This is a genomic window from Chitinophaga tropicalis (assembly GCF_009758205.1).
GTDB lineage: Bacteria > Bacteroidota > Bacteroidia > Chitinophagales > Chitinophagaceae > Chitinophaga > Chitinophaga tropicalis.
Map to the genome: position 1 here is coordinate 11,526 of NZ_WRXN01000012.1, position 25,345 is coordinate 36,870.

The following is a 25,345-nucleotide window of genomic DNA, read 5'->3' on the forward strand; positions in this document are numbered from 1 at the left end:
TTGCGCTGCGCGCAGCTAAATAAAAATTTATGGCGAACCAGTTAATACAGATCAAACGGGAGAAAGACAGAGATACCACGCTGGACTATGCCACGCTGCGTGCCAAAGCGATTACGCGTATACAGGAGCTATCGGGGCATGCGTGGACAGATTACAACCTGCATGATCCCGGTATTACTATCCTGGAACAGCTTTGCTTTGCCATCACTGACCTGGCGTATAAGACAGATTTCCCTATCAACGAGATACTGGCAGGGACAGACGGGCAGATCAACAGGAATGCACATGCCTTTTACAGCAAAGCACAGATGCTCTGTTCAGGCCCGGTGACAGCAAATGATTTCCGGAAGCTGGTGCTGGACCGGGCGCCGGGCGTGGAAAACCTATGGATAGAGCCCGTAAGCAGTTATTATATACCAGGTGCAGGAGAAGGCGTTTACCGTGTATATGTACAACCGCAGGAAGCACCAGGCAGTGATGTCAGTCAGCATTCTCCTGAGGGAGAAAAGCTGCTGCAGAGCGTCAGGAGCATACTGATAAAGCACCGTAACCTGGGAGAGAATTTTGAAGAGATCAGCATACTGGAGCCTCAGCCTGTCTATATCAGGGCCGCCATTATGATAGATGAGCAATATTCTGTAAAGGAAACGCTGGCGCATGTATTCAATGCCATAGAGCATGTTATCTATCCACCTGTACGTTTCCTTTCAGAAGCTGAACTGCTGGACGCCGGGTATACAACGGAAGATATTTATAGCGGGCCTTTGCTTTCCGGTGGCTTTATACCCGACAGCGATCTGAAACCCAGGAGACAGCAACTGGACCCTTCAGAGCTGGTGCGGAGCATTTCAGAGACGACAGGTGTGTTGCAGGTGAAATATCTATATCTCTCGTCTGACGGGCAACAGTATAACAACCGTCCCATTAAAATAGAAAATGGATATTATCCTCATATAGACATATCACATGCGGGCAATGATATAGGCATTTACAGCGATCAGTTTGAGCAGCATGCGAAGGACGCGGTATTCTGGTCTATGTACCAGAAGCTGCGGGAGATCAGAAAGCGGCGTTTTACGGGTCAGCAAAGGGAGTTGGCGGACCATTCCCTGCAGGCCTCCTACAGGGATATTACGCATTATCATTCATTGCAGTACTTTTTCCCGCAGATCTATAATATAGGTGCAGATGGCGTTTCAGAGCATGCTCCTGCAGAAAGAAAGGCACAGGCAAAGCAGCTGAAAGCATACCTGCTGTTATTTGAGCAGCTGCTGGCCAATTACCTTTCACAGCTGGGTGGGTTGGATGGATTTTTCTCACCCGAAGTTGAGGCCATTCCCCCGCAAACTTATTTCTTCCAGCCATTGTACCAGGTTCCCCATGTAAAGGACCTGCTGAGTGCATATACTAACGGAACGCAGCATTGGGAGGCATTCATGGCTGACAAGGATAACGGGTATATGAATGCCCTGAGACGGGCTATAGAGGATGATGCTCTTTACCAGCAGAGAAAACTAAGGACGCTGGACCACCTGCTGGCGCGGTTCAACCTGTCACTTCCCCGTTATGCCATTGGCCTGTATGAGCGACTATACAGTGAGCCTGGCAGCAGTAAACGGATCAATACAGAGTTGCAATGGAAATCGATCATATTACAAGACCTCTACTACCTGCTGCCGGAGCGAACGCAATCTTACAACTACCTGGAAGAGGTAACGGTGAAGGGCACAGGCAGAGGCTATTATAACTGGATACATGCTTTGCTGCATATCAAGCCGGACAACCAGTATCCACTAACAAGCGTGTTTGACCAGGAACATATAGACATGCAGACAACAGGCGCCTGGCATCCTGTTCCTACCACCAGGCGTATTCATGCAGGAGGAGAGGTGCTATGGGTGACTGACGACGGAGGGCAGGCAGGAGGGCAATACCATTTCGGGCATCAGCCGGTAAGCCTGCTGAAGCTGGGTATTGATCCGGATAATTACAGGATCATTAAGGACAGTGCGCAGGACCTTTACCTGGTGCTTTATAAGACACCGGCACAGCATACCTGGAAAACGCTGAGCCAGCATAAGACCAGGCAGGAGGCTGCCATATCGCAGAAGGAGATTATCCGGCATCTGCAGAAACTCAGTATGGATTCTGAAGGGTTCTATATGGTGGAACATGTGTTGCTGAAGCCATCCCTGAAGACAAGAGCCTACGGTTTCCAGCTGATGGAATCTGCCAACAACATATTACTGGAACAGCAGCATTTTGCTACGTATGAAGAACGTGAGGAGTATATAGTCCGCCTGCTGCAAAAGGACTGGGCTGCTATTCCTCCTGATGATATGTACAGGGAGCTGAGCGCTTTCTGTACTATTCACCAGCAGGGGCACAGCAGGGAAGAGCTGATGCAGCATATAGCCATTCACCTGGAAGAGCTCAGGGAGCCGGGGAAGGCTCACTATCCGCGGATGGAATATGTGTGCAGGACTGCAGGCGGCAAGGTATTACCGGAATCGTTCTTCCGGACCTCGGTAACCATTGTATTGCCGTTGTGGCCCGCCAGATTCCAGTATACAGAATTCAGGAGATTTACCGAACAGATCTTCCATGAGCATTCTCCCGCACATTACCGGCTTCACTTCAGATGGCTGGGAATAGCGGACATGAAGGTTTTTGAAGACAACTATTACAGCTGGGTGAAAGAGCTGAACTCCTTTTTTGATCCGGCTTATGTTTCACCTGCCGCAGAAAGGCTGGTGCATTTCCTGAACAGGAACAAGCAGCAGCCATGAACAACCGTGAACATATTATACGCAGGATCACGTTCGACATTGATCATAACCGGGAGCAGGACGCAAAGGCCCTGCAGGACCGGTATAGCCGGCTGTTCAACAACAGTCTTGCCGGGATGACGGAAAAGGTGATAGAACAGGTGATGGACCCGGCGGAAAGTATATGGCTGAAAAGAGTGGAAATAGACCTGGGAGAGGTATCGTATCATTCATTTGAGGAAGAAATAATACGCCTGTGGCCGGAGGCGCTGGAGAAGATGCTAACAGGCATACTGGCTAAAGACAACGTCAGACAGGCCAGTACAACCATAAGTCTTCATTTCAGGGATGAAACGGAGAGGCGTTATGCCCTGCTGGAACATTACCTGTATACCGGCAGCCTGCCCTGGTGGGCAGCACCTTCGGAAGGGGTAATGCTGGAAGATATGCTGCTTATGCTGATACATGCCTCTACTCAGCGGTTCACCCATTTTATGATGGGGTTGTCGCAGCAGGAATATGTGTTAAAGAGGATCATCTATCATTTTTCAAGGAATGCTGTTCAGCAGATCATCACTGCGCTGGAAGAAGAGCAGTCTACCTTCATCTTCAGGTATATCACCTCTGTCATAGCTATACATAGCAGGCAGCAGGTGGTTAAAGCAGGGCAGAGCGAATTTGAGAAGGCAGTATGGTTGTTTGTACTGACCTACCTGGTGACAGATAACAGCGGACAGTTTAACAGGAAGCAGTTCATACGCCGTAACCTGGAAAGGCTGGCACGGCACTTCAACATAGATTATGTTCATCTGCTTTATATCTTCAGGAGGGCTATAGATCATTACCGGCAGGCTATTCCGCCGGAATCGTTCGCGACCTTCATACAGGTGCTGTATGAAGAAAATGATAAGGCACAGATCTATACCGATCAGCCACATGCAACGGTGGTAATGGGAAATGACAATGCAGAGCAGGTGATGGCGCCACGGTTGCTGAAAGTACCGGGAGCCAACGGGCTGACGTTGCCGCTGCCACTGTTATGGATACACTATGATAATATCCTGGCGCAGGCAGACAAGGAAGAGGTGTGGCAGCAGGCGGTAGACCTGTTCACTATCTATATTACCGGTCAGCAGCTACCTTACTGGTTCTCGCAGCTGTTGCCGTCCCGGCAGGAAGTACTGCTGAAGCAGGCGGTGATCCTGCTGTTCCGTAAACGGCCGTTTGTACTGGCCGGTATATGGGAACATCCCTATCATTCGTTACAGGCCCGTCTTACTATACATCAGCTCTTTGAAAGGCCGGTAACGCCGGTGGAAGAGAATATACGCCGGCAGTTGCAGATCTATGCAGAACAGGATACCCTTCAGTTCCTGCAACAGGCATTACCACATACGTTTATACAACACCGTGAGAGCTTCAGAGAATTATGGCTGCAATACAGGCAGCGTACACAGGCAGAGAGGCTGCTCTTTTACCGGAATATTCTCGCGCCATCGGTTGTAATGCAACAGGTAGCACTGCATACCCGCGATGAGGATTTCTGGAAGATGATGGAAGATGTGCCTGCTATCTGGGGTAATCATACAATAGCTGCATTACGTGAATGGCAGCAGCTGATGGAAACAATGGTGACAGACAATCTTGAGCGGGAGCGTATCCGTTTACTGTTCCGGCAGTTTAACCTGCAATGGTTGTCAGGCAGGATACAGATCAATGACAGTGCTGCCTATATAAAGGCATGGTTGCATTTCATTGGCGGCATTGGTGAAACTACTACACAAAAGCTGTTGCAGGCCATCCCGGTATATAATTACCAGGATATACCTTCCTTTACGCATATTCAACCTGTTTTGCCTTTACTGGTAAAGGAAGCAGCCAGCTACCTGCATGAGACGAAAAAGCCGGTGGAAGAAAAGGAGCAGACGGAGATCATTAAACAACGGAAGAAACCTGTGCCGGTAGCTACTTCTGAGCAGGAAGGCGTTCCCGTCACCAATGCCGGCCTTATCTTGCTGCATCCTTTCTTTCACACCTACTTCAGCCGGTTGCAGCTGCTTGAAAAGGGGCAGTTTATCAATGAGGGCGCCAGGCAAAAGGCCATCCGTTTATTACAATTGCTGGTAGATGGGCAAACCGGTCACCCGGAACAGGAGCTCCTGCTGAACAGGGTGCTTTGTAATTGTGCGCCGGAGGTACCATTAGATCCTGACATCGTCATCACAGATGCAGAAAGGGACCTGGCGGCGCAGCTGGTACGGGCGGCTATCGCACAATGGGAAAAAATGAATAAAAGCAGCCTGGAGGGTTTCCGTGCTTCTTTCCTGAAGCGGGACGGTATTATATGGCAGACAGATGAGGCCTGGTTCCTGAAGGTCACCACCCGCAGTTATGACATTATTATGCAAACACTGCCCTGGAGTGTACAGATGTTCAAACCCGCCTGGAACAATAAAATACTATATACAGAATGGACACTCACCTGATAACAGCTAATGCCCGTGTGCTTTACAGGGACCTGCAATGGTTCAGGCAGGTACTGGACCTGCGGATGAAGCAATATTTTGAGCAGGATACGTCTACTGAAGAACCGCCGCCACCGGCTTTGGAGGATGATGGCGCTGTGTACAGCCAGATTGTACAGCATTACCAGATGAGCACACCGGAACGGCTGGTGCTGCTGCTGGCTTTATGTCCGCATATACAGCCACAGCTGCTGGACGTCTTCTTCATCAAGAACAGCACATATGACCGTGGTTTTACTGAATTCGGGGGGATCAAGGGAGTACAGCATGGCGGTTTCCTGCCTACGGGGGAAACGGCGGCATTCCTGTTGTCTGCCCACAATCTTCAGCAACGGTTCATGCTTACGCAGTTGTTCGCGCCTTCGCATTTCTTTGCCAGTCATAATATACTGAAGCTATCCGGTGCGCAGGCGGAGGAGCCGATGCTGAGTGGCGCCCTTCAGATGTCGCGCGAGTATATCAGTTATTTCACGCAGGGGGTAGCTTATCAGCCGGATTACAATACACTGTTCCCGGCCAAACGGATACAGACGGGGCTGGATTGGGAAGATCTTGTATTGGATTTACATACCATGTCTGAAGTGGAAGAAATAAAGACATGGATAGAACATGGTTCAGCGCTGATGAATGACTGGGGCATGGCGAAGCGGATCAAGCCGGGGTACAGGGCGTTGTTTTATGGTCCGCCGGGAACGGGAAAGTCTTTCACTGCATGCCTGTTAGGAAAGGCTTTTCAGCTGGATGTGTATCGTATAGATCTTTCTATGGTAGTGTCTAAATATATTGGTGAAACGGAGAAGAACCTCGCAGGGGTATTTGATCAGGCTGCCAGTAAGAACTGGATATTGTTCTTTGATGAGGCGGATGCGTTGTTCGGGAAGCGGAGTGTTACCAGTTCTGCGAATGACCGGTATGCCAACCAGGAAGTAGCTTACCTGTTACAGCGTATAGAAGATTTTCCTGGTCTGGTGATATTGGCGACTAACCTGAAGGCGAATATAGATGAGGCTTTTGGGAGGCGTTTCCAGGCGATGATCTATTTTCCTGTGCCGGGGCCGGAGCAGCGGTTAAGGTTGTGGCAGCAGGCGTTTCCTTCTCATGTAGTGATGGAGGCGGCGTTGCAGATGGAAGAGATAGCGGGGACTTATGAGTTGACGGGAGGGGCGATTATTAATGTGTCGAGGTATTGTTGTTTAGCTGCGTTGAAGAGGAATAGTACTACGATATTGCTGAAGGATGTGGTGATGGGGATAAGGAAGGAGTTTGCGAAGGAGGGGAGGATCATGCCGCAATTTAAGGCGAGGTCTGCTTGAGATGGTTTTATGTTGGGAACATGGTATGTTGGGATTTTTTGACGGGGAGGGGCGGCTTGCGGTTAGCCAGGGATTGTTTTGAGCGGGAGGTTGGCCTGTGATAGGCATGCCTTTTGTAAATTAAAAAGTATGGAAAGACAATTATTGCTGTTTGCAATACTGGCTTTATTCGTTGTCAGCTGCAAACAAAAAAACGCAAGCGTACAGCAACATATTGAAGAAATTACTCCCAGAAATACCGGTATCAATCCTGGTAATGCCTATAATGATCTTTTCCTCGATACCAGCGCTGTAGAAAAATTCATTACCAGGCAAAAACTGGATGATACTACCGGCAACAGGCTGCGCAGCTTTTACAATTCACGCAATTTCCAGTTTGCCTGGTTTGACAGCAAGGGACTGAATGAACAGGCCTATGGTTTCCGTAGTGTATATGATTACAGCAAAGACACCAGCGAACCCAATAAATCACTCGAATACCGGCTTAATGCCCTGATGACCGGCGAGAGTGATTCTATTTCTCCCAGAGACGCCAATATCATAAAAACAGAACTACAGCTGACGCAACGCTTTATTGAATATTTCCGGAAAACATATCCTGATGCCGAGATAAGACAACTGGAACATTTTATTCCCATGCAAAAGGAAGAGCTGTTCAAAAAAGCCGAAGAAGCTATCCGCAATAAGAAAGATATCTTTAGTTCCAATACTACCTATTCCACACTGGTGAAATTCCTGGAGCAGTATACCAGTATTGCGAAAAAGGGAGGATGGGACAGTATTCCCGTAGAGAAAAAGAAATACAGGAAAGGAGACAGCACCTTGCTTGTGGCAAGGGTAAAGCAACGGTTACATATGACAGGAGAATACCCGGACAATGATACTTCTGCTGTATTTAACGATAATCTTGAAAACGCCGTTAAAACATTCGAGGCAACGTATGGTCATGTACCTGAAGGGGCCATAACGGATACGATTATCCGCGAGCTGAATATTCCTGCTATACAGATAGTGCAATGCCTGCTCGTCAATATGGAAAGAATGCACTGGCTGCCTGTAAGCCCTGAAGGCAGGCTTATACGTGTTAACATTCCTGAGTTTATGCTGCATGCCTGGAATGGCAGGAACAAAGATTTTGATATGCCGGTAGTGGTAGGAAAGGAAGGGAAAGGTACTACCATGTTTTCAGGAGAACTGGACCAGATAGTGTTCAGTCCTTACTGGAACCTTCCCAACAGTATTGTAAGAGAGGAAATCCTGCCTGCCCTGGCCAGGAATCCGCATTACCTGCAGGAGAAAAATATGGAAGTAACCGGAGAGAGGAACGGATTGCCTATTATACGCCAGCTGCCGGGGAAGGATAATCCCCTCGGCAGGGTGAAATTCCTCTTTCCCAACAGTTTCAATATCTACTTTCATGATACCAACCAGAAATACCTGTTTAACAAGGAACAACGGGCCTTCAGTCATGGGTGTATACGGCTGGGCGACCCGGTCAGAATGACCAGGTACCTGCTGGCAGATGCGCCTTCATGGACGCCTGAAAGAATAGATAGCGCCATGAACAGCGGAAAGGAAAAATATGTGAGGATCAAAAGCCCCGTACCGGTGATCATTACCTATTTCACCGCATGGGTGGATGAGGCGGGGCATCTTCAATTACGCCGCGATATTTATGATCATGACAGCACTATGGCTGCAAAACTGTTTACACGATAGTAGTGTCTGCCTGCAGAACGTCCCTGGCCATCAGGGTATCCTGCTGCAGCATTTTTGAATGTGCCAGGTAATATTTATCGGGACTGTAAAGGAAGAGACAGGTACCATTCCTGATCTGTTCGATGATCTTACGGTGCAGTTTTTCCGGTACGGCAGGGCAACCCAGGCTCCGGCCAATATAGCCCTGGAGCTTTGCCAGTTTTTCGGTGACGTAGGCAGCGCTATGCATCACGATCCCCCTGCTCATAGCATTGTCGTTAATACCTTCTTCGGCACCTTCCAGCCTGAGGGAGTAACCATGTTCCCCCCTGTAGGTTTGCCCGGTAACATAGAAACCCAGGCTGCTTTTAAAGCTTTCCGGCGCATTGGAGAAGTTTGTGGCCATATCGGTGCCTGAATTACGTCCGTGGGATACAAGGGTGTTAAAAAGTACCTTGCCGTTTTTCAGATCGATCACGAAAAGGCGCTTTTTAGTGGAAGGCAGGCTGAAATCGATTATAGATACAATATCTGTATTGGTCAGCTTCCCTTCCCGCTCCAGTTTCTCCATTCCGGCCATAGCATAATTGTACGCATCTCTTGTAAGACCCAGGGAGTCCAGTTTAAGATCTTCGTATAAAAGGGCATTGTTATTTGCGATGGTACTATGTACTGCCGGTGTTTTCACAGCTTTGGGAGTAATAGAAGTACCAGCAATACTGATAATGGCGGTAGATAGGATTCCGGTTATAAAAATGTTCTTCACTAATTTTCCGGTTACAACTCTTTTCATTGACACAGTGAGTTAGGACTTTAAAAATTTGAGATTTTTAAAATTAACGCAGAAAACCTAAAAAAAATGTGAAAATCAATGATTTGGGCTCTACTGTTGGTTTTATTTTAACAGTTCTGTGACAAAGGAGGGGAGATTTGGCGATGAGGGAATTTGTATAAAAAAGCGGTTTTGCCGAAGGCAAAACCGCTTTTTTCTGATAGAGTGGCTGGCCTGTGACCAGCCGTGATTTAAAAATATTATATAAGAGGTTCCTGCTGACTGAGGCAATGGAAACTGCCTAATCCCCAGATGATCTCAGTAGAATCAATTCCTACAACTTCCCTGTCTTTAAAGTTTTCAGCGATGATCTGAAGAGCTTTATCGTCATTCTTACAACGGTAGGTAGGAACGATGACGTGTTTATTACTGATGTAGAAGTTAGCGTATGAGGCCGGCAGGCGCTGGTCTTCATGTACTACAGCATCAGGCATGGGCAGCTCAACCACGTTCAGCTGTTTGCCGTTGAGCAGGCGCATCTGTTTCAGCTGCCGCAGGTTCTGCTGCAGCAGCTCATAGTTCTCATCCTCCTTATTGCTCTCTACTACTGTCAGCACGGTATCTTCATTTACGAAGCGGATGGTATCGTCAATATGCCCGTCTGTATCATCTCCCACAATCCCTTCATCTACCCAGAGCACCTGGTCCACACCGTAGAAATCAGACAGGTAAGTTTCCAGCTGTTCTCTGTCCAGGTGGGGATTTCTGTTCTCATTCAGGAGGCAGCAGGCAGAGGTGAGCAGGGCGCCTTTACCGTTAAATTCCACAGAACCACCTTCCATAATAATACCGGGGTAATATACGGGCAGGTTGAAATGTTTGGCGATGTGGGTAGGGATGACATCGTCCTGGTCAAACGGGGGATATTTTCCACCCCAGGCGTTGTAATTCCAGTCTACCACCACTTTCTTCTGTTCCGCGTTGGGATTGATGAGAAAAGCGGGGCCATGGTCACGGCACCAGGCGTCGTTTGTGGGATGGATATAGAATTCTACCTGAGCCATGTTCACGCCTGCATTGCGCAGGTGTCCTTCTGCAAAAGCTTTCATGGCGGCATCATTTACATTGATGCGTACCAGCTCGCTTTCGGCGAGATATTTTATAAACTGGCTGTAGTAGGGATAGATAGTATTGATCTTTCCGGGCCAGCTGGCTTCTTTGTGCGGCCAGCTCAGCCATGTAGCTATATGCGGATGAAATTCGGCCGGGAAATAGTATCCCAGCTGTTTCAAACTTGGTTGTCCGTTCGTCATTATGCTTCGTCGATAAATCTTTTGGTGATAGGAGAGTAAGAATCGATCCTTCTGTCGCGCATGAACGGCCAGTGTGTGCGGTACCTGTCAGTAACGGAGAGGTCCAGTTCCTGAACAAATACTTCTTCATTTTCGTGAGAAGCCTGGTAGATGATGGAGCCGAAAGGATTGGCGATAAAGGAACCGCCCCAGAATTTCATGCGGCCTTCCTGTTCAAAGCCTACGCGGTTCACGCTTACCACGTGGATACCGTTGGCAACGGCGTGGCTGCGTTGAATGGTCTGCCATGCGTTGTACTGTTCTACGTTAGTGGCTTCGTCCTGGGAAGTGGCCCAGCCAATAGCGGTGGGATAGAAGAGCACTTCGGCGCCCATGAGGGCAGTGATCCTTGCTGCTTCGGGGTACCACTGGTCCCAGCAGATCAGGACACCGATAGTAGCGAATTTTGTTTTGAATACTTTATAGCCGAGATCTCCGGGGGTGAAGTAGAACTTCTCATAATAAGCGGGATCGTCGGGGATGTGCATTTTGCGGTATTTGCCCAGGTAAGCGCCGTCGGCGTCCAGTACTGCGGTGGTATTGTGATAAAGTCCCTGGGCGCGTTTTTCGAACAGGGAAGCGATGATCACCACACCCAGTTCTGCAGCTATTTTCTGTAAGCTATCTGTAGAGGGGCCGGGAATGGGTTCTGCCAGGGAGAAATTATCATAGTTCTCCTCATCACAGAAATACAGCGAAGTAAACAATTCCTGCAAACATACGATCTGTGCGCCTTTAGCTGCAGCTTCACGTACCTGACGGATGGCTTTGGCCAGGTTGTCGGCCTTATTGTCCGTACAGCTCATTTGCACAAAACCTACTTTAACTTTTGACATTACCTGAGTTTTATTTGTCTGTTTTGAAAAATAAGCTGCAAAAGTACCAAATAAATACAGAAGGTAGTGCATTAGTTTAATTTCTTAACGGGGAGGTTAACTGCTCAAAAAATTTGCATTCGCCTTCGGCGAAAGCAAATTTTTTGAGTGTCTTTTTGCGCTGCGCGCCGCTGGAATGCTTAAGGGGAAAGCCGGAAGAAGGTGAGCTTTGCGGTAAGCAGCTGAATATCTGAGGCTAGAAAAATGCGAGGCCTATATGCCAGCCAAACCAGCATTTCAGGGAGGAGCCGGAAGAGAAGGCTGCATAACGGCCAGGAATAAGTGCTTTGTAACCGGGGACGGTTACATTCTTCCTGTCGTCAAAGAGCACGGAGAAAGACGGCCCTCCGAAGAATGTGATCCCTTTTACGAGCCGTCTGTTCCAGGCGGTTTGCAGGCGCATCATGGTATTGGTGGTTTCCCAGTCGCCCAGGTACAGATTTTCATTTGTCAGCTCCAGGGTGATATCTTCCAGTGCATTACGGTGGATGGTTGTACCGATGCCGTATCCGAAGGTATAGATCTTCTCATTGCTGTTCAGGCTCATGCCTCCCAGGAGCAGGCTGTATAGTTTCCGGTTGCCGGAGCGGTAAGCTACGTTCAGGTCTGTCAGCTCACTGTTATATACCAGGAGCTGGTTGTATCCTTTTTTGACGATGTTTATAAGGCCCAGGCTGTAGCCGGTAGAAGAATCGGCGATGTTGACCACCCCGATCTGCAGTCCGTGTAATACTTTGGTATAGTTGAAAGCTCCTGCGATCTGGACACCGCGTACCGTATCTTCCGTGATGTTACCGCCACCGGCGATCTGGATTCCTTTGCCACCCTTTTTGCGATAGTTGAAAGCGCCGCCTATCTGAACGCCGCTCAATCCTCCGCGGCTGATATTCCCCATTCCCGCAACCTGGAGGCCATTGTGCTCACCACCGCCGTTGTTCAGTCCACCGGCAATCTGGACTCCGCGGCTGTTGGTGCCGGAGCGGTTGTATGCGCCAGCTATCTGAGCGCCGGTGAAGCCTTTCTTTACAATATTACTGAAGCCTGCTGCCTGCATGCCGCTGAGGCTATCCATTACATTATTATGAAAGCCAGCCACCTGAGCTCCTTTGACGCTGCCGCCCACTGTGTTGAAAAGGCCTGCCAGCTGTACATAACGGACATCCTTCTGATCTATATTGAATACCCCGGCTATTTCAAAACCGTTTAACCCGGCGGTATAGCCGCCAATGAGGTTGAATGATACCTTGTTAACTACCTGGGAGCCCAGTTTACCGTGTGTGCCGGCGCCGGGGATAATAGAGTACTGGTAGGGCTGGCTGTTGAAGAAGTCGCGTATGTTCAAGCTTTGCATACGTTGCCGGGAAGAGAGGAAGAGCCTTCCCATCCAGGTTTGTTCAACGCGTGTGAACTGATTTACATCTACTATGGATAGTTGTATGGGAGCAGAGGGGCGTACCCTGGCGTCTATTTCCTGGTCGTAGCCACCGGCAATGACCAGGGCAGTATCCCTGTAGAGGTCTTTGCTTACTACTACGTTAATGGCAACTGCTTTTTCTCTTTCGCGAATGCGGAGGCGGTAGAAGCCCTGATCGTTCGTGAATGTGGAAATGAGTTGGGAGCCTTCGTATACGCTGGCGTTGCTTACCGGTTGACCGGTGAAAGCGTCTGTGACCCTTCCACTGATCACGAACCAGTGTTCTTTTACCGGGGCTGCGCCCTGCTGGATGATGACCTGGTCGCCTATTTCCTTGTAGTGGCAGTTGCCGTGGAAGAGCTGGTCGAGGACTTGTTTTACTGTTTTTTTAGAGGCTTTGATGGTTACCAGGCTGTCGTCAGGGATGAAATTGCGTACATAGGAAAAATGGAAGTTGGCCTGGGTGCTAATGTTATCTAGTACTACTGAAACGGGTTTGTCAGTAACATTGACGGTGACTGTCCTGTTTAGCAGGTTTTGCGCGTAAATGTCTGTGAGAGCGCACAGTAGAGCTACAAACAGTATGAGTTTTTTCAATAGAACAGTTTTGAGTTTGCGGCAAGATACTATGTTTTGACGCGAAAAAAACTGACCGGAAAAATCGATTTCACCTTCGGTGAAATCGATTTTTCCGGGGGGAGGTATTTTTGGCCTGCGGCCGGCTGGGGATTTGAGACGGGGGTTTCTTAAAAGATTGAGAGTTTATAGTTGTGAGAAGAGGCTATCGAAGTTTTGAGGAGGGGGATATTTGGACCCTGCGGCCGCCTGGGAATTTGAGACGGCGTTGTAGGGAATTTGGAGAGGGGGACTGAGATGTTTGTTTTTTATTAAGGACTTTTTGGATATTAATCAGCCTTACTGTAGGTTTGTGCCGCATTTGGTTTCACCCTGTGGTGAATTAAAAGGGAATCCGGTGTAAAACCGGAGCTATCCCCGTAGCTGTAATCCTGTATCGTTCAAGCGGAACGAGCGTTTTTTCCGGATACAATCTCCATCTGCCACTGTCTGCAACATGCTAGACGGGAAGGCCCGGAAAAAGCAGGAAAGCCAGAAGACCTGCCAGCTGCAACAGCCATTCGCTGCTTTCGGGTGAAAAGCAACAGATGTAACGCCTGGGACAGGCTATATTTTCTTTTTATTCATCAGTACCAGTATCCCTGCAAAGTGAAAGTTGCACAGGGTAGCATAGTCATTATCAATCAATTGAAATAAAAATTCGAAGCATGCAAAAAAAATTACTCTCCTGGTTATTTATGGGTTTTGTTGTTGTCATGGCATCCTGTTCGAAAGACGAGGACATCACAACTGCTCCTGATGTACAGGCAGAGAAACCTAATGATACACTTTATGTGAATGACAGTATCACTCTTCGCCCCGTGATCAGCAACAGGAACGGAGTCAACTTCAAATGGATCATCAGCGGTAATACTGTAGGTACAGATTCCATATACAAATTCAAAGCAACAGAAAGCGGCGACTTCAAAGTAGTAGTTCAGGCCACCAACTCTATAGGTTCCGGTTCAGATACTTTCAACATACATGTATGGAGTAAGTATGAGAACGGCTTTTTCATTCTCAGCGAGGGACAGTTCCTTACTGCTGCCGGTAATCTGAACTTCTATGATTATGGGCTGGATAGTCTTTATATAAATGTTTACAGCACCGAGAACCCGGGCAGCACTTTAGGCAGTAATACCAGCACTATGGAATATGGCGCTATCATTGACAATAAATTCTACCTGGTGGGTAAATATGGCGCTCCGCTGGTAACCCTCAACCCGACTACGTTAAAAGAGACCGGCCGTATTGCAGACCTGCCAGGCAGCAGTGGCCGTGCTATTGTTGGCGTAACAAACACCCAGGGCTGGCTTAGCAGTGTTGACGGTATTTATGGTGTTTCACTTGCCGGTCCGGCGTTGGGCCTGAAGCTTGCGACCGGAGGCGGTGATACGCGTGATATGTTAAGTACCGGCACTTATGTATTTGCATTATCTGCAGCAGAAGGAGTAAAGATATTCAACACGGCAGATGGCAGCGTAGCTAAGACCATCAGCGGTGCGGTAACCGGTTTTGCGGCAGGAAAAGACGGCAGCATATGGGCCGCTTCCAAAAAAGCGCTGATCAGGATCAATCCGTCTACCCTGGCGGTAGACAGTGTACAGGCAGGCTTCGATATTTACTATAACCAGTGGGATTTTGTTTCCGGATCTATCGTTGCGTCTACTGCCGATGATGCTGTCTTTATCATTTCCGGTACCAGTGTATACCGCTATGTTCCCGGTAATACCGGCTCGCTCTCAGCGCCATTCATTACGCTGCCTGCAGGTAAATACTTCTATGGAAAGGGTATTGCCTACAACAAAGCGAAGAACCAGCTGATAGTGACTGCCACCGGCAATGAATACGGCGATGATAACAACAGCCTGTATTTCTATAATGCCAGCAATGCTGCATTAATCAATACAGTAAATTATACAGGTTACTATTACCCGGCTATGATTGTTTTCCATTAAGACACATTTTGGGGAAAGCTTATGCTTTCCCCCCTTATCCTAATGTTTCACTAATTAATCACCTGCAGTAATTGAGGCAACATTCCTACATATCCGTTCTTTACCTGTTCATAGTCTGCATGACCGGCAGTTATGCCGGATATGCACAGGACACTGTGCCTCATCCTGTGGCAGCAGCAGTAACGAAAGACACTGCCGCTGCCCGTACCCTGCGGGGAGTGACCATCTTCTCCGACAGGACAAATTCCGTTACCCCTGTACAATCCCTGAGCGGGGAAGCATTACAGAAGATGAACAGTCTCTCCGTGGCAGATGCTGTGCGTTTCTTTTCGGGTGTACAGCTAAAAGATTATGGCGGAGTAGGCGGGTTGAAAACCCTGAACGTGCGCAGCATGGGTACCAACCATGTAGGTGTATTCTATGACGGGATACAGCTGGGCAATGCCCAGAACGGAACGGTAGACCTGGGCCGGTTCTCGCTCGATAATATGGAGCAGATAGATCTGTACAATGCCCAGAAAGGGGTTGTGCTTCAACCGGCAAAAGGCTTCGCCTCAGCGTCATCCATTTACCTGCAATCCCGCAAACCTACCTTTAAAGAAGGGGAAAGCATGCATGGGAAGGTGGGATTTAAGACCGGCTCGTTCGGGCTGATCAATCCTTCAGTACGTGTAGAACAAAAGCTGAACGACCGTATTTCTGCCGTTGTAAGCAGCGAATGGACGCATGCCGACGGCCGTTACAAATTCCGTTATACCAACGGTACTTATGATACTACTGCTGTCAGGGAGAATGCTGACATAGATGCATGGCGCGTAGAAGGCGGGTTGTATGGGGTGTTGAGGGACAGCAGCACCTGGCAGGCTAAAGCTTATTATTACAACTCTGACCGTGGACTGCCAGGACCCGTTGTCAGCAATAAATTCTACAACGGACAGCGGCAATGGGACAGGAACTTCTTCTTCCAGACCTCTTACAGCAAAAAGATAGGCACACGTTACAGCATGCTGCTGAATGCCAAATACATGCGGGATTATGTACGCTACCTGGATACTTCCATGATTACGGTCAACGGGGCGTTCATTAACCGTTTCAAGCAGAATGAATACTACATCTCTTCTGCCAATCAATATAAGATCACTTCTTTCTGGGACGTTGGTTTATCGGCCGATTTCCAGGTGAATAATATGACGGCCGTTAACCTGGACCATTTTGCCATTCCCACCCGTTATACCACGCTGGCCGCGCTGGCTACCCAGGTACATCTTGGAAGAGTGGATATACAGGGCAATATGCTTACCACCATTGTAAATGAAACTGCCAGGGCTTATACAGCCGGCAAGGATTATTATGCTTATACCCCTACAATACTGGCTTCCTGGCAGCCCTTTGCCAGTCCTGATCTGCGTGTGAGGGCATTTTACAAGAACATCTTCAGGATGCCTACATTCAATGATATGTATTATACCACTGTAGGCAATACCAACCTGAAACCGGAATATACCAAACAATATGATGCCGGCTTCAGTTATACTCATAATGGCAATGGCTTCCTGCAGTTCTTTTCATTACAGGCGGATGGTTATTACAGCCATGTAAAGAACAAGATAGTGGCCGCGCCGGGCAAGCTGTTCCGCTGGCAGATGCAGAACCTGGGATCGGTGGAGATTTATGGTGTAGATGCAGGTGTGCAGTTATCGCCCAGGCTTATTAAAACTGTGCAGACAGACTTCTCCGTGAAATATACTTACCAGAAGGCGCTGGATATGACCAATCCTGCTGAGGCCAATTATAAGGACCAGATAGCCTATGCGCCTGTACACAGTGGCTCCTTTATAGGGCATGCTTCCTGGAATAAATGGGAGGTGAACTATAGTTTTATCTATGTGGGGGAGCGTTACTTTCTTGGTGTGAACATACCTGAATATTATATGCAACCCTGGTATACCAGTGACCTGTCACTGTCTACCAGCTTCATTTTCAATAAAAAGCTGACACGGTTAACCGGAGAGGTCAATAATGTGTTTAATCAACATTACGACGTGGTGATCAGTTACCCGATGCCGGGGCGTTATTACCGTGTTACAGCTACTATAAATCTTTAAGCGATGACCAGGACATTCAATATATATCTGGTGGTATTAGTGGCGCTCGCCATTTTCGCAGGGGCATGCCGTAAGGGGCCTCAGATAGTCCCACCAGTAGAAACTCCGGTGGCTGATCCGGATTCACTGACCAATGGATTTTACCTGCTCAATGAAGGTAATATGGGGATGAACCTGGCTACGCTGGATTACTTTGACAGAAGTACCGGCACCTACAAACGTAATATTTACAGTGAGGTGAATCCCGGGGCGACAAAGGAGATGGGAGATGTGGGCAATGACATACAGATATATGGGGGCAAGCTTTATGCGGTGATCAATATGTCTGATAAGGTGGAGGTGATGGATGTACATTCTGCAAGGCGTATTGGACAGATCAGTATCCGTAACTGCCGGTACATCACTTTCTACAAGGGCAAGGCATATGTGAGCTCTTATGCCGCGGCCCAGGGTGATACCAATACCGGGGAAGGTTTTATTGCAGAAGTAGATACTGCTACCCTGCAGGTGTTAAGGAAAGTAGAAGTGGGAAGGCAGCCGGAAGAAATGGCGATTGTGGGAGACAGGATGTATGTGGCCAATTCAGGGGGGTATAGTCCGCCGAATTATGATCGTACCGTATCTGTAGTGGATATGAACACGTTCACAGAAGCAAAGCGGATAGATGTGGCTATTAACCTGCACCGGATGAAGGCTGATCAGTATGGGGATATATACGTTACTTCCAGGGGCGACTACTATGACATTCCGTCGAAGCTGTATGTAATAGATACCAAACAGGATATTGTAAAGGACTCTTTTGACCTGGGCGCCAGTAATCTTTGTATAAAGGGAGATTCTGCGTACATCTACAGTGTGGAATGGAGCTATATTACCAGCAGCAATACTGTTTCCTATGCTATTGTGAATGTGAAGAACGAAAACATAGTTACAAATAATTTTATTACTGACGGCTCGGAAAAGCAGATAGCAGTGCCTTATGGAATGGCTATAGATCCGGCAAGCGGCGACATCTATGTAACAGATGCCAAAGATTACCTGTTACCCGGCACCCTTTATTGTTTCGACAAAACGGGAAAGAAGAAATGGAGTGTTACCACAGGCGATATACCTGCCCATTTTGCTTTTATTCCCAGGTAGGAGAGAGTTCCCTCATCAACATATAAAAAGAAACCCATGAAAAAAATTGTTCTGTACACCCTTGGTCTTGCATTTGCCGTTTCTTTCTACAGCTGTAGCAAAGAAGAAACGCAGCAGTCCCTGTTACCCACCGACGGATTGGCATCCGGTCCATCTATAGCCAGCGTACCTGCCACAACGGGCGTTTATGTGCTCTGTGAAGGATTAATGGGCTCTAATAACAGCGCCATTTCCTATTACAATGTAGCTACCGGCGTGGTAGATAAAAACTATTTCAAGACAAAGAACGGTTATGGTCTTGGCGAGACAGCCAATGATATGAAACGTTATGGTAACAAGATCTATGTAACCGTTACCGGTATCCAGGGCGGTTTTAAATCTTATGTGGAAGTGCTGAATGCGACTACACTGGTATCGCTGGCGCGTATTCCTTTCTTTACGGGTACAACCGCAGAGTACCTGCCGCGTAATGTGGCATTTTCCGGCAGCAAAGTATATGTATCCTGTTACGACGGCTATGTAAGGCGTATCGATACCAGTTCTCTTACCATAGAGGCCAGTGTGCTGGCCGGAGGGGCATGTGAAGAGCTGACCGTATCCAACGGTAAACTGTATGTTACCAACTCTGATCATCCTTCTCATCCGTATGCTACTCCTACCACCGTTTCCGTGATCAATATCGCTACCTTTACCAAGACGGCGGAAATAACTGTAGGATATAATCCTGCCAGGGCTGTTACAGCCAAAGGAGGCGACGTATATGTAGCTTCCTGGGGCAGCTGGACCAATCCGGCGTTGACGCCACAGGTTACCAGGATCAATACGACAACGGATGCAGTGGCTACGCCTACATACAGTTACGACGTACAGGCGATGACGGTATATGGTGACAGCGTATACATGGTAAGCACTTACAGCCCGTGGATCAAGCCATTTAACAGCGTTACAAAAGTACTGGGAAGTAATTTCATCACTGATGGCACCAGCATTACCACACCCTATAGCATAACTGCTAACCAGAACGGAGGCGATATTTATATTGCGGATGTAAAGAATTATACGGGGGATGGGGAAATGTTCTGCTTTTATAACAACGGTACACTGCGATTCAAGTTTGCGACAGGACCTACACCGCAGAAGGCCGTGTTCTTATATTAAAAACATACACTGAATATATGTACTACAAAAAATCATCTACCGCCGTATTACTGTTAGCGGGCGTTTTCACGGCTCTTCTTTATTCCTGTAAGGATGATAAGGATGTTACGCCATCTTTGAACGTAACACTTTCTGTTACCAAAGATACCACTGTCAATGTGGGAGACAGCATCATTATTGAGGCCATTGCAGACAACAATGTACCTGTTACCCATTCATGGAAGATCAATGATACACTTACTATCACCGGCTGGCGACTGGCATATAAGCCAGGTGTTGCAGCCAAGTATGTGATCAAATATGAAGGCAGCCGTGCCAATGGCACTAAGGTGAATAAGGAATTAACGGTGGATGTGGTGCCTAAGGTAAGACCGGTAACGGGCACCAGTAGTAAGTATATAAGCGTGGTATATGAATATTTTCCTGCACCGGGCCAGTTTGTAAATGAAAGCATAGGTACTCCTGAAGGCGCGCAGAAGATCATTGGCGGTACCAGTAACATGGTGCACCTGGGTGCGTTTGGAGGATATGTCATATTTGGATTTGATCACTCCATAGTAAACAAATCAGGCGCAGATCTGGCCATATATGGCAATCCGCTGAAAACGCCTACAGAATGGTCAGAGCCGGGTATTGTGGTGGTAAGCCAGGATATTAACGGTAATGGTATTCCTGATGACCCGTGGTACGAGCTGGCGGGTAGTCAATATAATGCGGAAGGTACCATTAAGAATTATAAGGTTACCTATTACAATCCTAAGGCAGTAGCCAATGTGATATGGAAAGATAACCGAGGCAACAGCGACACGGTGCTTATTAACCGTTTCCATAATCACCAGTATTATCCTTTGTTTGCAGCCAACCAGGATTCCATCACCTTTGAGGGAACTGTGATGTCTAATACTTTTGGCTTAATGCCCGGCAGCAGTGTGTATATCAATGCGGCCTTTGCATGGGGTTATGCAGATAACTGGAGTACTGACGCCACCAAAGATCCGTATGAGACCAATATGTACAACTCATTGGATATTGCATGGGCAGTGGATAAGGACGGTAAAGCGGTTACCCTGAACGCGATCGACTTTGTAAAGGTCTATACCGGTCAGAATTGCAAGGGCAATACGCTGCTGGGTGAGGTTAGCACTGAGGTGAGAGGCGCCGCTGACCTGAATATGGAATAAGCATTTTTCAAACTTGATCTTTTATAAATAAGGGCCTGCCTTCCGGCAGGCCTTTTATTTTATGGGAACGGAGATTACTGCTTGTGACCGGCTGAATATTCAAAAGGGTTTTTACTAAATTCATGCAATAATGATCCCCGCTTTATGAAAAAAATACTTATCCTGTTGCTGGTGGCGGCTGCTATCAGTGCATTCCGCCCAACTACGGCACCACGCCATGCTACTATTTTTCCTGTTCCTGACAGCATTTTACCTGTAAGAGGCTTCTGTATAGGAGCTCCTCATAAGTCTTCACTGGATGCGTTCATCCGTTTTATACGGGAAGAGCTCGTTCCCAGGCAGGTAAATACGTTGCTTCTGAGGGTAGATTATAACTACCAGTATGAAAGTCACCCGGAATTGCGTGAAAACGACGCTCTTTCCAAAGCTGATGTCAAAAAACTTGTCCAGGTATGCCGGCAATCTAACATTAACCTGATCCCTCAGTTTAACCTGCTGGGGCATCAGTCCTGGGCTGGTTCTACCGGCCGGTTGCTTTCTGTCTATCCCCAGTTTGATGAAACGCCCTGGGTGAAGATGCCGGAGAATTATGTATGGCCTAATGATGACGGCCTGTATTGCAAGAGTTATTGTCCTCTTCATCCGGAAGTGCATGGTGTAGTGCTGACGCTGGTGGATGAGCTGTGTGACGCTTTCGAGGCCAAAGCTTTTCATGCCGGTATGGATGAGGTGTTTTACCTGGGAGAAGCGAAATGTCCGCGTTGTGGCGGGAGGGATAAAGCTGAGCTTTTTGCGGGAGAAGTGACGTTGTTACGGAATCACCTGGCATCGAAAGGCAGGGCATTGTGGATATGGGGAGACAGGTTGCTGGATGGGAAGACCACTGGTATGGGTATGTGGGAGGCCAGTCTCAACAATACGTACAGGGCAGTTGATCTTATTCCCAAGGATGTGGTGATATGTGACTGGCATTACGACAGACCGGATAAGACACCGGTTTATTTTGCCATGAAGGGGCTGCAGGTGATCACGTGCCCGTGGCGGAAGGCGGAAAGTGCGCAGCAGCAGCTGACGGATATGTTGCAGTTCAGGGCTACTTCCACGAAGGTGATGAAGGATAGGTACCAGGGAATGATGCAGACGGTGTGGTCTGGTCCGGAGGATTTTATGGAGGAATTCTATGGAAAAAAGGAATTTAAGACGCCGGCGGACACGTTGAAAACGCAGAGCAGGTGTTTCAGGGTGTTGTTTGGAGATATCAGTAAATTATAATGATAAGTTAAATTTTGAGTAAAAGTGGTGCAGATATGAGGGAAATTGGCCTGTTACCAGCCAGTAATTGTTTTTTTATTTGGCATCCGGCTATTTAACCCTTACCTTTATCCTTTACCAATTTTATAATTTAATTCAAATGAACACAAAATTCCAAGGAACTGTAAAGTTCTTTAACGAGACAAAAGGCTTTGGCTTCATTAAACATGATGAGTCCAATAAAGAGACTTTTGTACACGTAAACGGCCTGGTACACGAAATTCAAGCTGATGACAGGGTTGAATTTGAGCTGCAGGAAGGTAGGAAAGGTATGAACGCCGTTAACGTAAGACGTATTGACTAAGCTTGCTTTCTCATACATTTTAGCAAAGAACCTCCGGCCTGTCCGGAGGTTCTTCGTTTATAGCATTTCCTTAAATTACGGTACCTAAACACAGTGAAATGTCAGCATTATTCTCTCCATTACAGATAAACGGCGTAACATTCAGGAACAGGATCACTGTTTCTCCTATGTGTGAATACAGTTCGGAGAACGGTTTTGCCAATGACTGGCACCTGGTACATCTTGGCAGCAGGGCAGTGGGAGGCGCCGGGCTGGTGATCACGGAAGCGGCGGCAGTGAGCCCGGAGGGGAGGATATCTCCTGCTGACCTTGGCATATGGGATGATTCGCATATTAGCTTCCTTAAAAGGATCACGCAATTTATTCATCAGCAGGGCTCGGTGGCCGGTATACAGCTGGCGCATGCGGGCCGGAAGGCCAGCACATCACCACCGTGGCAGGGCATTAAGCTGATATTGCCGGAAAATGGCGGGTGGCCTGAGATTTATGCTCCCAGTGCTATTGCTTTTTCAGAGAAGTATGGTCAGCCGGTTGCGCTGACAACGGATGGGATCCGTAAGGTGATCGCTGATTTTAAGGCTGCGGCAAAACGATCGCTCGAAGCGGGATTTAAAGTAATTGAGCTGCATGCGGCCCATGGCTACCTGATACATGAGTTCCTGTCGCCCCTCAGCAATCACCGTACAGATGAGTATGGGGGCAGCTTTGAGAACAGGATACGGCTGTTGCAGGAAGTAGTGAGTGCAGTCCGGGAAGTGTGGCTGGAGGAATATCCTTTGTTTGTCCGTATTTCTGCTACGGACTGGGCGGAGGGCGGATGGGACCTTGATTCTTCTACGCAGCTGGCCAAACTATTGAGGCAGCAGGGAGTAGATCTGATAGATTGTTCTTCCGGCGGGCTGGTCCACCATCAACAGATATCAGTAGGACCGTTATACCAGGCCCCTTTTGCGGAGCATATACGCAAGGAAACGGGAATACTGACCGGGGCCGTAGGACTGATCACTACTGCGGCACAGGCTGAAAGTATTATTACAGAACAGAAGGCAGATCTTGTATTAATGGCGAGGGAGTTTCTGAGGGACCCGTACTTTCCTATGCGTGCTGCACATGAGCTGGAAGACGGTTCATTTACGTGGCCCGTACAATATGAGCGGGCTAAACTGAAATAATATAATGACGGGCTGACCTTTCAGTCAGCCCGGTTTTCACTTTAAAACCACGAGCTGGATTTTTCTTCATCCTCAGCCGGCAGCATCTTATCGTCCTCCGCACTGGCGTCAGGAGGCACAACATCATCGGCCTCTGTAGCGTGTTTGCGGATGGCACCTTCAATAACGGCGTCCTGTTCCACCTCGAGTATGAGGGCGGTTACATCTCCTTTAACATAAGCCTTGTTACTGATAACAGCTTTATTATTTACGAAAACATCTCCGTATACTTTTCCATAGGTAACAAGGTCAGTTGCATAGATATTTCCGCGAATACTGCCTGTTTTTCCAATTATAAGCATACCTTCTGTCCGGACATCGCCTCTTACATTTCCATCAATAGTTCCGGGTATAGTTGATTCGATAGTGCCTTGTACAGACACCTGCCTGGGGATAAAGAACCCGCTTTTCCCAAAGGCTTTCTTTATTAGATCTTTCAAGACAGACACATCATGGTTTTGGTTCAGCAGATATAGTTTCGTTTTCAAAAACGGAAATAATGGAGGAGGCATTGCCAAGGTCCAGTCCTACGCTTCTCTGATGTTTATCGTCAGAGATCCTGAGCGAGTTATAAAGATAACCAATGCTCACGAGGTTTTCCGGGTCCGGCGCGACTTCCACGGGGATAAAATCCCTGAATTCCTCTACGAAAGCGTCTGTCAGTTCGCGGTAATGGGCGCCGCCGCCCATCAGGTATATTTTGCTGCAATTTTCAAAGTCCTGGTCAGTGAAATAGTTTCTCATGAGGGGAGATACCACTTCTTTGTAATAGGCCGTCAGCAATGCTTTGCGCATATCTTTCAGGTCTATTCTTTTACGGTTGGTGAAGATGGAACCTTTCATGAAGGCATCGTCCAGCTGATGCTCGTTCTTCATATCCAGGTAATATTGTTTGTTCAGCTCACGGGCCAGGTTGTTAATGGCGTATTTGATGCCATGGGAGCTGAAGCAGGTACGGTTTATCAACCCATCGGCAGTAGCCATGCCGCCTTCAATAGTACCGAAGCCAAAGCTTACGGCGATGAAGTTCTCTGTTTTGGGATCGTTCACCGTTTTTTTCAGTCCGATGATACCGCCTACAATTTCAGGGATCACTTCAAACCGCTCAATATCCAGCATCCCTTTTTTAATAGCTCCTTTATTATTGAAAGTGTGAGTATCGTATTCTATCAGAAAGTGTCTCTTGGTTAAAAACTGTTCTGCTGCGCCTTTATATATATTATAAGTAGAGAAGGGAAAGCCCATGGTGACAGACAGTGGCTGTTGTACTTTATCAAGTACGTTGATCATGGCTGCTTTAAAGAGGATTTCGTAGTCAGCTTCCTGGGGAGCAGCGTTAGTGATGCGCCCGGGATTGATGCCGCCCCGTCTGGCCATGTTCCCAACAATGTACCAGTTATCGTCTTTTTTGATCTTAAGTCCGTTCAATAAGTCCTTGGAAGAGTTTTCAGTGTTGCCATACGCTGTTTCAAAAACACTTGGGAAGCTAATAGCAGATACTTTCATGATAGCAGGATTATATATGATTAAAATTTAAATCTGAGTTTTTTCAATAAAATTATCTTTATCACTTATGCCACAGGGATTCACGGGTCATTTTTCTCAATCGGGTCAGTGCTGTTTCCGCACAATAATGTCATTAAAT

Annotated in this window: 18 protein-coding genes and 1 riboswitch; of the genes, 12 read left to right on the plus strand and 6 right to left on the minus strand. The window is 47.7% G+C overall.

All coding sequences use genetic code 11. The features are described from left to right. Positions 1–29: 29 nt before the first annotated feature. The 4 genes from GO493_RS22995 (at position 30) to GO493_RS23010 (ending at position 8,325) form a co-directional block, all read left to right on the plus strand. The gene (locus tag GO493_RS22995) at positions 30–2,789 is read left to right on the plus strand and encodes a hypothetical protein (protein WP_157308582.1); all 2,760 of its coding nucleotides are present in this window, start codon (positions 30–32) and stop codon (positions 2,787–2,789) included. Beyond that, positions 2,786–5,254, plus strand: a complete 2,469-nt coding sequence (locus tag GO493_RS23000) for a contractile injection system tape measure protein (protein WP_157308583.1) — start codon at positions 2,786–2,788, stop codon at positions 5,252–5,254. The genes GO493_RS22995 and GO493_RS23000 overlap by 4 nt, the downstream gene beginning before the upstream one ends. After that, positions 5,239–6,606 carry an ATP-binding protein gene (locus GO493_RS23005; RefSeq protein ID WP_157308584.1) on the plus strand — a complete coding sequence of 456 codons (1,368 nt, stop codon included), beginning with the start codon at positions 5,239–5,241 and terminating at the stop codon, positions 6,604–6,606. The genes GO493_RS23000 and GO493_RS23005 overlap by 16 nt, the downstream gene beginning before the upstream one ends. 129 nt (positions 6,607–6,735) lie before the next feature. Next, positions 6,736–8,325 (plus strand): L,D-transpeptidase family protein, encoded by a 1,590-nt coding sequence (locus tag GO493_RS23010; RefSeq protein ID WP_157308585.1) that lies wholly within the window; start codon positions 6,736–6,738, stop codon positions 8,323–8,325. Here GO493_RS23010 and GO493_RS23015 read toward each other — a convergent pair. The 4 genes from GO493_RS23015 to GO493_RS23030 form a co-directional block, all read right to left on the minus strand. Beyond that, positions 8,315–9,097, minus strand: a complete 783-nt coding sequence (locus tag GO493_RS23015; protein ID WP_157308586.1) for a murein L,D-transpeptidase catalytic domain family protein — start codon at positions 9,095–9,097, stop codon at positions 8,315–8,317. The two genes, GO493_RS23010 and GO493_RS23015, sit on opposite strands and share 11 nt — an antisense overlap. 239 nt (positions 9,098–9,336) lie before the next feature. After that, positions 9,337–10,389, minus strand: a complete 1,053-nt coding sequence (locus GO493_RS23020; protein ID WP_157308587.1) for an agmatine deiminase family protein — start codon at positions 10,387–10,389, stop codon at positions 9,337–9,339. Further along, on the minus strand, positions 10,389–11,264 hold the full coding sequence (locus tag GO493_RS23025) for a carbon-nitrogen hydrolase (protein ID WP_157308588.1): 876 nt from the start codon (positions 11,262–11,264) through the stop codon (positions 10,389–10,391). Before GO493_RS23025 ends, GO493_RS23020 begins: the two co-directional genes overlap by 1 nt. Positions 11,265–11,499: 235 nt before the next feature. Beyond that, positions 11,500–13,314, minus strand: coding sequence for a peptidase associated/transthyretin-like domain-containing protein (locus tag GO493_RS23030; RefSeq protein ID WP_157308589.1), 1,815 nt, complete (start codon positions 13,312–13,314; stop codon positions 11,500–11,502). A 324-nt stretch (positions 13,315–13,638) separates the two neighbouring features. Beyond that, positions 13,639–13,855, plus strand: a riboswitch (cobalamin riboswitch). A gap of 145 nt (positions 13,856–14,000) precedes the next feature. Here GO493_RS23030 and GO493_RS23035 point away from each other — a divergent pair. The 8 genes from GO493_RS23035 to namA all read left to right on the plus strand — a co-directional run bounded on the left by GO493_RS23035 (position 14,001) and on the right by namA (position 23,661). Next, the gene (locus GO493_RS23035) at positions 14,001–15,290 is read left to right on the plus strand and encodes a DUF5074 domain-containing protein (RefSeq protein ID WP_157308590.1); all 1,290 of its coding nucleotides are present in this window, start codon (positions 14,001–14,003) and stop codon (positions 15,288–15,290) included. Between the two features lie 71 nt (positions 15,291–15,361). Next, positions 15,362–17,395, plus strand: coding sequence for a TonB-dependent receptor (locus GO493_RS23040; RefSeq protein WP_232538982.1), 2,034 nt, complete (start codon positions 15,362–15,364; stop codon positions 17,393–17,395). Positions 17,396–17,398: 3 nt separating this feature from the next. Beyond that, entirely contained in the window at positions 17,399–18,535 is a 1,137-nt protein-coding gene (locus GO493_RS23045) for a DUF5074 domain-containing protein (protein WP_157308591.1), read from the plus strand. 36 nt (positions 18,536–18,571) lie between these two features. Continuing rightward, positions 18,572–19,693, plus strand: coding sequence for a YncE family protein (locus GO493_RS23050; RefSeq protein WP_157308592.1), 1,122 nt, complete (start codon positions 18,572–18,574; stop codon positions 19,691–19,693). 17 nt (positions 19,694–19,710) lie between these two features. Then, a complete protein-coding gene (locus tag GO493_RS23055; RefSeq protein ID WP_157308593.1) occupies positions 19,711–20,874 on the plus strand; it encodes a PKD domain-containing protein in 1,164 nt (387 codons plus the stop codon). A gap of 144 nt (positions 20,875–21,018) precedes the next feature. Then, positions 21,019–22,146: a family 20 glycosylhydrolase gene (locus GO493_RS23060; RefSeq protein WP_157308594.1), complete on the plus strand. Its 1,128-nt coding sequence runs from the start codon at positions 21,019–21,021 to the stop codon at positions 22,144–22,146. A gap of 139 nt (positions 22,147–22,285) precedes the next feature. Continuing rightward, the gene (locus GO493_RS23065) at positions 22,286–22,489 is read left to right on the plus strand and encodes a cold-shock protein (RefSeq protein ID WP_157308595.1); all 204 of its coding nucleotides are present in this window, start codon (positions 22,286–22,288) and stop codon (positions 22,487–22,489) included. 98 nt (positions 22,490–22,587) lie between these two features. Further along, positions 22,588–23,661 (plus strand): NADPH dehydrogenase NamA, encoded by a 1,074-nt coding sequence (gene namA / locus GO493_RS23070; protein WP_157308596.1) that lies wholly within the window; start codon positions 22,588–22,590, stop codon positions 23,659–23,661. Positions 23,662–23,702: 41 nt separating this feature from the next. Here namA and GO493_RS23075 read toward each other — a convergent pair whose 3' ends face one another. Together GO493_RS23075 and GO493_RS23080 are read right to left on the minus strand one after the other, a co-directional pair. After that, positions 23,703–24,140, minus strand: a complete 438-nt coding sequence (locus GO493_RS23075; RefSeq protein WP_157308597.1) for a bactofilin family protein — start codon at positions 24,138–24,140, stop codon at positions 23,703–23,705. Between the two features lie 10 nt (positions 24,141–24,150). Continuing rightward, a complete protein-coding gene (locus tag GO493_RS23080) occupies positions 24,151–25,206 on the minus strand; it encodes a ParM/StbA family protein (protein WP_157308598.1) in 1,056 nt (351 codons plus the stop codon). Positions 25,207–25,345: the final 139 nt, after the last annotated feature.